The following is a 12,040-nucleotide window of genomic DNA, read 5'->3' on the forward strand; positions in this document are numbered from 1 at the left end:
TTGTCTGGAAGGGTGTGGTCGGCGGGCTGGTTGCCGCGCTGGCAATCTTGCTTGCGCCTCGTTATCTCTGATGCGGCGGGCCGTCGAAGAAACGGAACTGCTTCAATCCAGACCGGAAAGGCTCTAAGCCTTTCGCCTCATCAGATTCGCGAACCCAAGGCTTTTTATGCGCTGTCCCTATTGCCAGTCCGAAGATACGCAGGTGAAGGATTCGCGCCCCGCCGAGGATGGCGCGGCGATCCGCCGGCGGCGTGTCTGCCCCGACTGCGGTGGCCGTTTCACCACCTTCGAACGCGTGCAATTGCGCGATCTGGTCGTGGTCAAGAAATCAGGCCGGAAAGTGCCGTTCGACCGCGACAAGCTGTTACGCTCGGTCGAGATCGCGGTGCGCAAGCGCAATGTCGATCCTGAACGCATCGACCGTGCGGTGACCGGCATCGTGCGCCAGCTCGAAAGCTCGGGCGAGACGGAAGTGGCTTCCGGCGAGGTCGGCCGGCTGGTCATGGAAGCGCTGAAGTCGCTCGACGACGTCGCCTATGTCCGCTTCGCTTCGGTCTACCGCAATTTTCGCGAGGCCAAGGACTTCCATGAACTGCTGGGTGAACTGAAGGGTGACGAAGACAAGAGCGAAGAGGACGCCGGCTGACCATGGCAGCACCGCAACGCAGCGAGGCCGAACAGGCGGCCCTTGATCGCCGTTTCATAGCCGCCGCTCTGCGGCTTTCGCGCCGGAATGCGGGCAGAACCTCGACCAATCCTTCCGTGGGCACGCTGGTCGTGCGCGACGATGGCGCGGTGCCGATGATCATCGGCACCGGTGTCACCGCGATCGGCGGCCGCCCGCATGCCGAGACCGAGGCGCTGGCCGAGGCCGGCGAATTGGCGCGCGGTGCCACCGCCTATGTGACACTGGAACCCTGCGCCCATCACGGCCGCACGCCGCCTTGCGCCAATGCGCTGGTCAATGCCGGCATCGCGCGGGTCGTTGGCGCGGCCAGCGATCCCGATCCGCGCGTTTCCGGCAAGGGCTACGCCATTCTGCGCGCCGCCGGTGTCGAGGTGGTCGAAAAGGTACTGGCGGCGGAAGCCGCCGAGCAGATGGCAGGCTATCTCATTCGCTCGCTCAACAAGCGTCCGGAAGTGACTCTTAAGCTTGCGCTTTCCAGCGATGGCAAGATCGGCAGGGAAGGCGCCGGTCAGGTCGCGATAACAGGCGATATTGCGCGCCGCGAAGTCTACATGATGCGGGCCGAGGCCGACGCCATCCTGGTCGGCATCGGCACGGCGCTGGAGGATGATCCGGCGCTGACCGTGCGTTTGCCGGGGCTGGAGAATCGCTCGCCGGCTCGTATCGTCCTCGATCGTCAGATCAGGCTCCCGGAGAGCTCGAAACTGGTCTCGGGCGTGGATCGCGTGCCGCTCTATGTCGCCGCTTGCCTGGAGGCCGATCCGCGGCGCCGGGCGGCGCTCGAACGGGCCGGCGTGCGCTTCATCGGCACCGAGACGCACGAGGGCGGCGTAGCATTGCCGGAACTGCTCGAGGATCTGGCGGCGCTCGGCATGGCTACCGTGCTGGTCGAGGGGGGCGCCAAGGTAGCCAGCGCTTTCCTGGCCGATGGGCTGGTCGACCGCGTCGTGCTGTTCCAGGGGCCGGAAGCGATCGGCGATGACGGCATTGCATCGCCCATCGATGCTGACCATATCCCGGCTGGGTTTCGCAAGTTGCGCGAGATGCGGTTCGGCGAAGACAGCTATGCCGAGTGGATAAGGGATTTCTGATGTTTACCGGAATTGTCACTGACGTGGGCGCGGTTGCCGCCGTGAAACCGCTTAGCGAAGGCGTCGGCTTGCGCATCGATACCGCCTATGATCCCGCGACCATCGGAATTGGCGCCTCGATCTCCTGCGGTGGCGTCTGCCTGACAGTCACGGCTCTGCCCGAGAGCGGCTCGAACGCACGCTGGTTCGAGGTCGAGGCCTGGGAAGAAGCCTTGCGGCTGACCACGGCCTCGGGCTGGAGACCCGGCACGCGGATCAATCTGGAGCGGGCGCTGAAGATCGGTGACGAACTCGGCGGTCATATTGTCTCAGGCCATGTCGACGGCACCGCCGAGATCGTCGAGCGCAAGGACGAAGGTGATGCGGTGCGCTTCACGCTGGAAGCGCCGGGCCATTTGGCCAAGTTCATCGCGCCGAAAGGCTCCATCGCGCTCGACGGCACCTCGCTCACCGTCAACAAGGTCGATGGCACCCGCTTCGACGTGCTGTTGATCCACCATTCGCTGACCGTCACCACCTGGGGCGAGCGCAAAATCGGCGACCACGTCAATCTTGAAATCGACACCATGGCCCGCTACGCGGCGCGGCTGGCGGAAGCGGCCAAAGAGGGGCTATGAACGTCGCCGGCCTGACCCTCTACTTCGACTTAATCGGATTTAATCGCTACGATTAAATCTGATTGTGAGGTTAGATGGACACAAAAGTAATCACCGCTCACGTTCCGCTGCCGCTGGCGGAAAAAGTAGACCAACTGGCTGCTCGCCTTGAGCGCCCGCGCGGCTGGATTGTCAAACAAGCTCTTTCTGCGTGGGTGGAGGAGGAGCGCCAACGGCTCACGCTTGAAGCACTGGCCGATGTGGACGCAGGACGGGTCATCGATCACCAGGCCGTGCAGGCATGGGCTGAGAGTCTTGGCACCGAAAAGCCGCTGCCGGTGCCACGCTGATGGAGTTGAAATGGACCAGTAAGGCTTTGTCCGATCTGGTCCGGCTCCATGACTTCTAGCGCCGGCAAATGGTCCGGCTGCCGCACGAGCCGTACAGTCGCTTGCCGCCGCGCCGGCACGGCTGGTTGAGTATCCACGCATAGGTGAGAGACTGGAAGAGTTCGAACCACGCGAGGTGCGCCGCATTTTGGTAGGCAGCTACGAAATTCGTTACGAAATACAGAGCACGACAATCTTCGTGTTGCGCCTATGGCATACGCGGGAGGATCGATAGAGCAGGCGTCCATCGAGCAATCTTCTGCTTGCGATCAACCCGGCTTCGGCCTAAGTCACCGGCAACCCCCCGGAGATATCTATGGCTGGCACATCCCAACACGGCAGAGCCTTCATTCGTCCGAAGGCGAAGGCGCATCTGCTCATCGTCGAAGCGCGCTTTCACGACGATCTTGCCGACGCGCTGCTGGAAGGCGCGACAAGCGCGCTCGATGAAGCGGACGCAACCTATGACGTTGTCACCGTTCCCGGCTCGCTGGAGATTCCCGCGGTGATCACCTTCGCGCTGGACGGTGCCGCCGAGGGCGGCACGCACTATGACGGCTTCGTTGCGCTCGGCACCATCATCCGCGGCGATACCTATCATTTCGACATCGTCGCCAATGAATCCAGCCGCGCGCTCATGGACCTGTCCGTGCAGGACTCCGTCTGTGTCGGCAACGGTATCCTGACCACCGAGAATGACGCGCAGGCGTGGACCCGGGCAAAGCGCTCGGAAGGCGACAAGGGTGGTTTCGCCGCGCGTGCGGCATTGACGATGATTGCCCTCAAGGAACAACTGGGAGCGCGATCGTGAGCGAACCTGCTTCACCCGGCCAGCCCGCGGCACGCCAGGCCAACAAGCGCGGCGCTGCTCGGCTCGCCGCCGTGCAGGCTCTCTACCAGATGGACGTGGCCGGTAGTGGTGTCTTCGAGATCACTGCCGAATATGAGGCGTTTCGCCTCGGCAAGGAAGTCGACGGCGCGCTCTATCGCGAGGCCGACGCGCAATGGTTTCGCGCCATCCTTACGGGGGTCGTCGAGAATCAGAAGACCATCGATCCGATCATCCGCCAGGCGCTGACGGATGACTGGCCGTTGTCCAGGCTCGATTCGACGCTTCGCGCCATGCTGCGTGCCGGCGTCTATGAGTTGATGAAGCGCGAGGATGTGCCCGTCGCCGTCGTCGTCACCGAATATGTCGACATCGCCAAGGCCTTCTACGAGGAAGACGAACCGAAGCTGGTCAATGCCGTGCTCGACCGCGTATCGCGCCGGGTGCGCGGCGAGGGACGTGGCAAGGACGCATCGTGACGGCCATCGCTGTCGAGACGGGCAGGGAAGGGCGACGCACCGCGTTGATCCTCGCCGCCTCGCAGGCGGTTATCGGATCGGCGGCACCCATCGCCATCTCCATGGGGGCGCTGGCCGGGCAATATCTGCTCGGCGCCGACAAATCACTGGCGACAGCGCCAATCACCGGCTTCAACCTTGGCGTGGCGCTCGGCGCTTTGCCCGCCGCGGCTATTATCCGCCGGATGGGCCAGCGCGGCGGCTTCATGACCGGGACCGTCGTCACCGCGCTTGGTGGCCTGATAGCGACACTGGCGCTTTTCCACGGCAGTTTCTGGATTTTCGCGTTCGCGCTGCTCGTGATCGGCATCGGTGGTGCCTTCGTGCAGCAGTTCCGCTTCGCCGCCGCCGATAACGCGCCGCCGGAGTTCAAGGCGCGCGCCATCTCCTTCGTACTGGCCGGCGGCATCGTCACCGCCATCCTTGGGCCGCAGATTGTCATCTTCACCCGGGAATTGTTCGCGCCGGTGATGTTTGCCGGTTCGTTTGCATCCATCCTTGTGCTGGCGGCCGTCGGCGCCGCGATCCTGTCGCTGCTGAGATTGCCGGCAAAGACCGCCGCCAAGGTCGACGTTGCCGACAGCGATGCCAGGCCATTGGTCGAAATCATCACGAAGCCGCGCTTTATCGCCGCGTTGTCTTGCGAGGTCGGCAGTTACGCGCTGATGAGCTTCGTCATGACTGGCGCACCACTGGCCATGGTCGGCTGCGGCCTGTCGGAGGATAATGCGACGCTCGGCATTTCCTGGCATGTCATGGCGATGTTCGCGCCGAGCTTTTTTACCGGCTCGCTGATTCATCGCTTCGGCGCCGAGCGCATCGTGGCGGCAGGTCTGGTCCTGCTCATCGGCTGCGCCATCGTCGCCTTGTCGGGCTTGGCGCTATGGCAATTCTGGACGGCGCTGATCCTGCTCGGGCTTGGCTGGAATTTCAGTTTCATCGGCGCCACCGCCATGGTCGCGGCCAGTTACCGGCCCTCTGAAAAGAGCAAGGTGCAGGGTTTCCACGATTTCGTCCTATTCGGCTCGGTCGCCTGCGCGTCGCTGCTCTCGGGCATGGTCTATAACGCCTGGGGTTGGACGATGCTCAACTGGATGATCTTTCCGGTCACAGTGCTGTGCTTCGTCGCGCTCGGTGCGCTCAAGCTGACGAATTCACGCAAGGCCAACGCCCGGTCCAGATCGCTGTCGCCCTGACAGGATGCTGTCGGCATGCTTCGGGTCGAACGCGCCGCGCCGAACAAAAATATTGCGCCTGTGCCTGTTGTTATGAAACCGTATGCCCCGACGGGCCGTTCGAGCCATGCTCATATTCGGCTGCCGAATCTCGGTGGATAACAAGGGGTTTTCAAAATGTTTTCAGTCAAGATTTTGGCCAGCGCGGCATTGGCTCTGGCCGTCACGGCGGCTTCTGCCAGTGCACAGGTGGTTGTCTCCTCCAAGATCGACACCGAGGGCGGCGTGCTGGGCAACATCATCCAGCTCGTTCTCAACGCCAACAACATCAAGACCACGGACCGCATCCAGCTCGGCGGCACGCCGGTGGTGCGCAAAGCGATCACCGCCGGCGAGATCGACATCTATCCCGAATACACCGGCAACGCGGCTTTCTTCTTCGAAAAGGCGGACGACCCGGTATGGAAGGATGCCGCCAAGGCCTATGAGACGGCCAAGAAACTTGACTATGACGCCAACAAGATCGTCTGGCTGTCGCCTGCGCCGGCCAACAACACCTGGGCGATCGCGCTGCGCAAGGAAGTGGCCGACACCAACAAGCTCGCCACGCTTTCCGACTTCGGCAAATATGTTGCCGGCGGCGGCCAGGTTGTGTTGGCGGCTTCGGCCGAGTTCGTCAACTCGGCCGCGGCCCTGCCGGCCTTCCAGACCACCTATGGCTTCAAGCTGAAACCGGAGCAACTGATCACGCTGTCGGGCGGCGATACAGCGGCGACCATTGCCGCGGCCGCCAACCAGACCAGCGGCGCCAACGCCGCCATGGTTTACGGCACCGACGGCGGCATCGCGCCCTCCGGCCTGGTCGTGCTTGACGACGACAAGGGTGTGCAGCCGGTCTACCAGCCGGCGCCGATCATCCGCGAATCCGTCCTGAAGGAACATCCGGAGATCGAGACGCTGCTGAAGCCGGTCTTCGCCAAGCTCGACCTCGTCACGCTGCAGGAACTGAACGGCCGCGTGCAGGTCGGCGGCGAGCCGGTCAAGGGCGTCGCCGAGGACTTCCTGAAGAAGAACGGGTTCTTGAAGTAACGACCAAAAGGTCGCGACGCAGGTGCGAGTAGTGCGGTCGGCGGAGCTGCCAATCTCCCCCTTTGCGGGGGAGATGGCCGGCAGGACAGAGGGGGGTGCTGTCCCGTCAGCTTTTCGGCGCATCACAATTACCTTCCTCGGCAGGTTTGCTTCTAGACACGCCAGGGCTCGAACGCCGACGATCCTTCACACCCCCCTCTGTCCTGCCGGCCATCTCCCCCGCAAGGGGGGAGATCGGATCTCACGCCGGATTTCGCCAATCACCGATGGAGGCCACAGGAAGCGGAAAATCGCCTGTCCTGAGGGACATCGATGACCCTGCGTTTCGACAAGCTCGGCGTGGTCATCGCCGCGATCGTCGCCTATGCGGCTTTCGTCGCCCCCTTCGCCGCGTTCCGCGCCAACCGCATCGTCCCCGGCCAGGCGCGCTCGATCCTAGAGGCGCTGCCGCCAACGACCGGGCCATTGCTTTTGGGAATCGTGATCGTGGCGGCGCTCATCGCATTGTTCAGGACGCCGCTTATGCTGCGCCTTGCCGCCAGCGTGGCGGCACTTGCCGCACTTGCGCTGCTGATCGGCGTCGCCGGCACATTTCTGACGCCGGCCGGCAACACCTTTGCCAGGGTGTCGCCGGCCTCCGGTTTCTGGATTCTCATCTTCGCCTTCACGCTTTTGCTGGCGGACGTGCTGACGCGCCTGAACTTGTCGCCATTGGCTCGTGTCGGCGTCCTGGCCGCGGCTGCCATGGCCATTGGCCTGCTTTTGACATCGGGAAATTGGAACGATCTTTCCATCCTCAAGGAATACGCCAACCGCGCCGACAGTTTCTGGGCCGAAGGCTCCAAGCACGTCACGCTGGCGCTCGGCTCTCTGCTTGCCGCGGTAGTCGTCGGCCTGCCGCTCGGGATTCTGTGCCATCGTGTTGAACGGTTGCGCGCCGGCGTGCTCAACGTGCTCAACATCATCCAGACCATTCCTTCGATCGCGCTGTTCGGCCTGCTGATCGCGCCGCTCGGCTGGGTGGCCACGCACGTCCCGGGGGCTGCCGTGCTCGGCATTCGCGGCATCGGCACGGCGCCCGCTTTCGTCGCGCTGTTCCTCTATTCACTGCTGCCGGTGGTGGCCAACACGCTGGTCGGGCTCGCCGGCGTGCCGCGTGCCGCCAACGACGCGGCGCGCGGCATGGGCATGACCGATCGCCAGCGCCTGTTCGGCGTCGAGTTTCCGCTGGCCTTTCCGGTCATCCTCACCGGCATCCGCATCGTACTGGTACAGAATATCGGGCTTGCCACGATCGCCGCGCTTATCGGTGGCGGCGGCTTTGGCGTGTTCGTCTTCCAGGGCGTCGGCCAGACGGCGATGGACCTGGTGCTGCTTGGCGCGGTGCCGACGGTGGCCTTGGCCTTCGCCGCCGCTATCATCCTCGACGCGGCGATCGAAATGACTGCCACCAAGCGCAGGGTTGAAACGGCATGATCCAGATCGAAGGCATTACCAAGCGCTATGATACGACAACGGTGGTCGACGACGTATCGATGGTCATCGAGCCGCGCACCATTGCCGTCATTGTCGGCACCTCAGGCTCCGGCAAGACGACGCTGCTTCGCATGATCAACCGGCTGGTGGAACCAACCGCCGGCGTGATCAAGCTCGACGGCGCCGACAATCGCTCGGTGCCAGGTTACGAACTGCGCCGCAGCATCGGCTACGCCATCCAGGGCCACGGCCTGTTTCCGCATCGCACCGTGGCGCAGAACATCGCCACGGTGCCGGTGCTGCTTGGCTGGGACAAGGCACGCATCAAGACCCGCGTTGATGAACTGATGACGCTTTACCAGCTTGACCCCCGGGAATTCGGGCCGCGCTATCCGCATGAATTGTCCGGTGGCCAACAGCAGCGCGTCGGCGTGGCCCGCGCGCTTGCCGCCGAGCCCAACGTGCTGTTGATGGACGAGCCGTTCGGCGCGCTCGACCCGATCATCCGCACCAAGGCGCAGGAGGATCTGCTGGCGATCCAGAAGCGCTTCGGCACCACCATCATCCTCGTCACCCATGACATGGAGGAAGCCGTTCACATGGGCGACAAGATCGCCGTCATGAACGCCGGCAAGCTCGTTCAATACGCCAAGCCCGCCGAGATCCTGGCGAACCCGGCTAGCAGCTTCGTCGAGACCTTGGTTGGTGCAAGCGAAAGGCCGTTCAGGCTGTTGTCGCTCGGACGAGTGCGCGACGCGGTGGAGACCGGCGATGCCGATGGCGAAGCGATCCCCGGCGATGCCAGCCAGCGCGATGCGTTGGCCGAACTCCTGTGGTCGGGCCGGTCGGCGCTGCCGGTGAAGGGCGCCGACGGCAAGCCGCTTGGCCGTGTCACCGTGGACGGGCTGGCCAAGCGGGCGGCGAGGCCGGCATGAAAGCCTGGCTGCCTCTGCTGCTCAGGCTTGTGCTGGTGATGTTGCTCGTGGCCTTCGTCACCAGCCCAGGCTGGTTCGAGCCGCTGCTGAAGCCGCTGACCGAGAACAACGCTCCCGCGATCTACAATCAGGGCAGCCTGCTGACTTTGACGCTGCTGCATCTGCGCACCGTGCTGATCGCTACCGTCGCCGCGACCATGGTCGCGGTGGCTTTGGCCATCCTTGTCACCAGGCCGGCTGGTGCCGAATTCCTGCCGCTGTCGCGCAGCCTGGTCAATATCGGCCAGACTTTTCCGCCGGTGGCGGTGCTGGCGCTCGCCGTGCCGGCGGTCGGCTTTGGTGAGAAGCCGACGCTGATCGCCCTGTTTCTCTATGGCCTGCTGCCGATCTTCGAAAATGCGCTGACCGGGCTGACAACGCTTCCAGCAAACGTCGTCGAGGCGGCGCGCGGCGCCGGGATGACCGGCTGGCAAAGGCTCACCAAGGTCGAACTGCCGCTCAGCGCACCGATCATCCTGGGCGGCATCAGGCTCTCGGTGGTTATCAGCCTGGCCACCGCCACGATCGGCTCGACGGTGGCCGCCAAGACGCTGGGCGAGGTGATCATCGCCGGCCTGTTGTCCAATAACCTTGCTTTCATCCTACAAGGCGGCCTGATCGTGGCGGCGCTTGCCGTGCTGATCTATGACGGTCTGTCGGCGGTCGAGCGCTACGCGGCACACCGGATGGGGAGGGAGGCCGAGTAGCGCGCGCCTTTTGTCCTCCTTGATTTCAATCGATCTAATTGGACGATGCCGACGGCGGCTTACCTCACGGCCCATGCCTTTTGGGGCGAAAGCCGGGCAAAAACCGAACAATATCTTGACGTTCGCAGCCCTGTTTCGCATACACCGGTACGAAGAGGTGGATTCCGTGCGCGGAATCCGATCTTGTCTCAACGGCCCAGGGAGGGGTTCTTTTGGGCCAGCAATCGAGGAAAATTCGGCAATGACCATACTTTACGCCGTCATCGCCTGCGGCCTGCTTTCTGTCCTCTACGCCATATGGGCGACACGTTCGGTCCTCGCGTCCGATCAAGGCAATGCACGCATGCAGGAAATCTCCGCCGCCATTCGCGAAGGCGCGCAGGCCTATCTGGCGCGCCAGTACACGACCATCGCCATCGTCGGCGTTGTGGTGCTTCTGCTCGCCTGGTGGCTGCTTTCGATCACCGCCGCCATCGGCTTCCTGATCGGCGCCGTCCTGTCTGGCGCCGCCGGCTTCATAGGCATGCATGTTTCGGTGCGCGCCAACGTGCGCACGGCTCAGGCGGCTTCCAACAGCCTCGCCGCCGGTCTCGACATCGCCTTCAAATCGGGTGCCATCACCGGCATGCTGGTTGCCGGTCTGGCGCTGCTCGGCGTCTCGATCTATTACCTTATCCTCACCCATTTCATGGGCCTTCAGCCAAACGACCGCGTCGTCATCGATTCTCTGGTCGCGCTTGGCTTCGGCGCCTCGCTGATCTCGATCTTCGCCCGTCTCGGCGGCGGCATCTTCACCAAGGGTGCTGATGTCGGCGGCGATCTGGTCGGCAAGGTCGAAGCCGGGATTCCCGAGGACGATCCGCGCAATCCGGCCACCATCGCCGACAATGTCGGCGACAATGTCGGTGACTGCGCCGGCATGGCCGCCGACCTGTTCGAGACCTATGCGGTGACCGTTGTTGCCACCATGGTTCTCGCTGCCATCTTCTTCGGCGGCACCGCCGTGCTCGGTGCGGCGATGCTCTATCCGCTGGCCATCTGCGGCGCCTGCATCCTGACTTCGATCGTCGGCACCTTCTTCGTCAAGCTCGGCTCCAACGGCTCGATCATGGGCGCGCTCTACAAGGGCCTGATCGTCACCGGCCTGCTGTCCATCGTCGGCCTTGGCGTCGCCACGTCGGCCACGCTTGGTTGGGGAGAGGTCGGCACGGTCGCCGGCATCACCATCACCGGCAAGAACCTGTTCATCTGCGGCCTGATCGGCCTCGTGGTGACCGGTTTGATCGTGGTGATCACCGAATACTATACCGGCACCAACAAGCGCCCGGTCAACTCGATCGCCCAGGCTTCGGTGACCGGCCACGGCACCAACGTCATCCAGGGCCTCGCGGTTTCGCTGGAATCGACGGCGCTGCCGGCCATCGTCATCGTCGGCGGCATCATCGCCACCTATCAGCTCGGCGGTCTCTTCGGCACGGCGATTGCCGTCACCACCATGCTCGGCCTTGCCGGCATGATCGTGGCGCTCGACGCCTTCGGCCCGGTCACCGACAATGCCGGCGGCATCGCCGAAATGGCAGGCCTGCCCAAGGAAGTGCGCCATTCCACCGATGCGCTCGACGCGGTCGGCAACACCACCAAGGCGGTGACCAAGGGCTATGCCATCGGCTCGGCTGGCCTGGGCGCGCTGGTGCTGTTCGCCGCCTATTCGAACGATCTTAGGTTCTTTGCCGCCAATGGCGACAAATATCCCTACTTCCAGGGCATGGGCGAGATCTCCTTCGACCTCTCCAATCCTTACGTCGTCGCCGGTCTGATCTTTGGTGGCCTGATCCCCTATCTGTTCGGCGGCATCGCCATGACAGCCGTCGGTCGTGCCGCGGGCTCGATCGTCGAGGAAGTACGCAAGCAGTTCCGCGAAGATCCGGGCATCATGGCCGGCACCTCCAAGCCGAACTATGCCCGCGCGGTCGATCTCCTGACCAGGGCGGCGATCCGGGAAATGATCATCCCCTCGCTACTGCCGGTTCTGGCGCCGCTTGTCGTCTATTTCGGCGTGCTTTTGATCTCTGGCTCGAAGGCGTCCGCCTTCGCGGCACTCGGCGCCTCGCTGCTCGGCGTTATCGTCAACGGCCTGTTCGTGGCCATCTCGATGACTTCGGGCGGCGGCGCCTGGGACAACGCGAAGAAATCGTTCGAGGACGGTTTCACCGACAAGGACGGCGTCAAGCATCTCAAGGGCTCCGAGGCGCACAAGGCCTCGGTGACCGGCGACACGGTCGGCGATCCCTACAAGGACACCGCGGGTCCTGCGGTCAACCCGGCGATCAAGATCACCAACATCGTGGCGCTCCTGCTGCTTGCGGTGCTCGCGCACGGCTGAGCAAGAGCTGTTGAAAAAGCGAAACCCGCGGGGAGCGATCCCCGCGGGTCAGACTGCTGACAAACCCCTGGCATTTGCCGGGGGTTTTTGATTCACTGGGTCATGTTGAAGCGACCCGCCCCTGA

General features: G+C 63.7%; 12 protein-coding genes and 1 pseudogene. All 13 read left to right on the forward strand.

Annotation, left to right across the window (positions count from 1 at the left end):
* The first annotated feature begins 166 nt into the window (after nucleotides 1-166).
* Nucleotides 167-646, forward strand: coding sequence for a transcriptional regulator NrdR (nrdR, locus tag FJ934_RS12860; protein ID WP_010915593.1), 480 nt, complete (start codon nucleotides 167-169; stop codon nucleotides 644-646).
* Nucleotides 647-648: 2 nt separating this feature from the next.
* The gene (gene ribD, locus FJ934_RS12865; RefSeq protein ID WP_140609991.1) at nucleotides 649-1,779 is read left to right on the forward strand and encodes a bifunctional diaminohydroxyphosphoribosylaminopyrimidine deaminase/5-amino-6-(5-phosphoribosylamino)uracil reductase RibD; all 1,131 of its coding nucleotides are present in this window, start codon (nucleotides 649-651) and stop codon (nucleotides 1,777-1,779) included.
* The gene (locus FJ934_RS12870; protein ID WP_140609992.1) at nucleotides 1,779-2,396 is read left to right on the forward strand and encodes a riboflavin synthase; all 618 of its coding nucleotides are present in this window, start codon (nucleotides 1,779-1,781) and stop codon (nucleotides 2,394-2,396) included. The genes ribD and FJ934_RS12870 overlap by 1 nt, the downstream gene beginning before the upstream one ends.
* 74 nt (nucleotides 2,397-2,470) lie before the next feature.
* The gene (locus tag FJ934_RS12875) at nucleotides 2,471-2,725 is read left to right on the forward strand and encodes a ribbon-helix-helix domain-containing protein (RefSeq protein WP_140609993.1); all 255 of its coding nucleotides are present in this window, start codon (nucleotides 2,471-2,473) and stop codon (nucleotides 2,723-2,725) included.
* A pseudogene (locus FJ934_RS12880) lies at nucleotides 2,725-2,999 on the forward strand (type II toxin-antitoxin system RelE/ParE family toxin). Before FJ934_RS12875 ends, FJ934_RS12880 begins: the two are co-directional and overlap by 1 nt.
* A gap of 81 nt (nucleotides 3,000-3,080) precedes the next feature.
* Nucleotides 3,081-3,575 carry a 6,7-dimethyl-8-ribityllumazine synthase gene (gene ribH, locus FJ934_RS12885; RefSeq protein ID WP_140609994.1) on the forward strand — a complete coding sequence of 165 codons (495 nt, stop codon included), beginning with the start codon at nucleotides 3,081-3,083 and terminating at the stop codon, nucleotides 3,573-3,575.
* The gene (nusB, locus tag FJ934_RS12890) at nucleotides 3,572-4,072 is read left to right on the forward strand and encodes a transcription antitermination factor NusB (RefSeq protein WP_140609995.1); all 501 of its coding nucleotides are present in this window, start codon (nucleotides 3,572-3,574) and stop codon (nucleotides 4,070-4,072) included. Before ribH ends, nusB begins: the two co-directional genes overlap by 4 nt.
* Nucleotides 4,069-5,307 carry an MFS transporter gene (locus FJ934_RS12895; RefSeq protein WP_140609996.1) on the forward strand — a complete coding sequence of 413 codons (1,239 nt, stop codon included), beginning with the start codon at nucleotides 4,069-4,071 and terminating at the stop codon, nucleotides 5,305-5,307. Before nusB ends, FJ934_RS12895 begins: the two co-directional genes overlap by 4 nt.
* 156 nt (nucleotides 5,308-5,463) lie before the next feature.
* The gene (locus FJ934_RS12900) at nucleotides 5,464-6,375 is read left to right on the forward strand and encodes an ABC transporter substrate-binding protein (protein WP_140609997.1); all 912 of its coding nucleotides are present in this window, start codon (nucleotides 5,464-5,466) and stop codon (nucleotides 6,373-6,375) included.
* Between the two features lie 312 nt (nucleotides 6,376-6,687).
* Nucleotides 6,688-7,851 carry an ABC transporter permease gene (locus FJ934_RS12905; RefSeq protein ID WP_140609998.1) on the forward strand — a complete coding sequence of 388 codons (1,164 nt, stop codon included), beginning with the start codon at nucleotides 6,688-6,690 and terminating at the stop codon, nucleotides 7,849-7,851.
* Nucleotides 7,848-8,786: an ABC transporter ATP-binding protein gene (locus FJ934_RS12910; RefSeq protein WP_140609999.1), complete on the forward strand. Its 939-nt coding sequence runs from the start codon at nucleotides 7,848-7,850 to the stop codon at nucleotides 8,784-8,786. The genes FJ934_RS12905 and FJ934_RS12910 overlap by 4 nt, the downstream gene beginning before the upstream one ends.
* Nucleotides 8,783-9,532, forward strand: coding sequence for an ABC transporter permease (locus tag FJ934_RS12915; protein ID WP_140610000.1), 750 nt, complete (start codon nucleotides 8,783-8,785; stop codon nucleotides 9,530-9,532). Before FJ934_RS12910 ends, FJ934_RS12915 begins: the two co-directional genes overlap by 4 nt.
* Before the next feature lie 241 nt (nucleotides 9,533-9,773).
* Entirely contained in the window at nucleotides 9,774-11,915 is a 2,142-nt protein-coding gene (locus tag FJ934_RS12920) for a sodium-translocating pyrophosphatase (RefSeq protein ID WP_140610001.1), read from the forward strand.
* Nucleotides 11,916-12,040 lie beyond the last annotated feature (125 nt).

This window comes from Mesorhizobium sp. B2-4-12 (genome assembly GCF_006441575.1).
Taxonomy (GTDB): domain Bacteria; phylum Pseudomonadota; class Alphaproteobacteria; order Rhizobiales; family Rhizobiaceae; genus Mesorhizobium.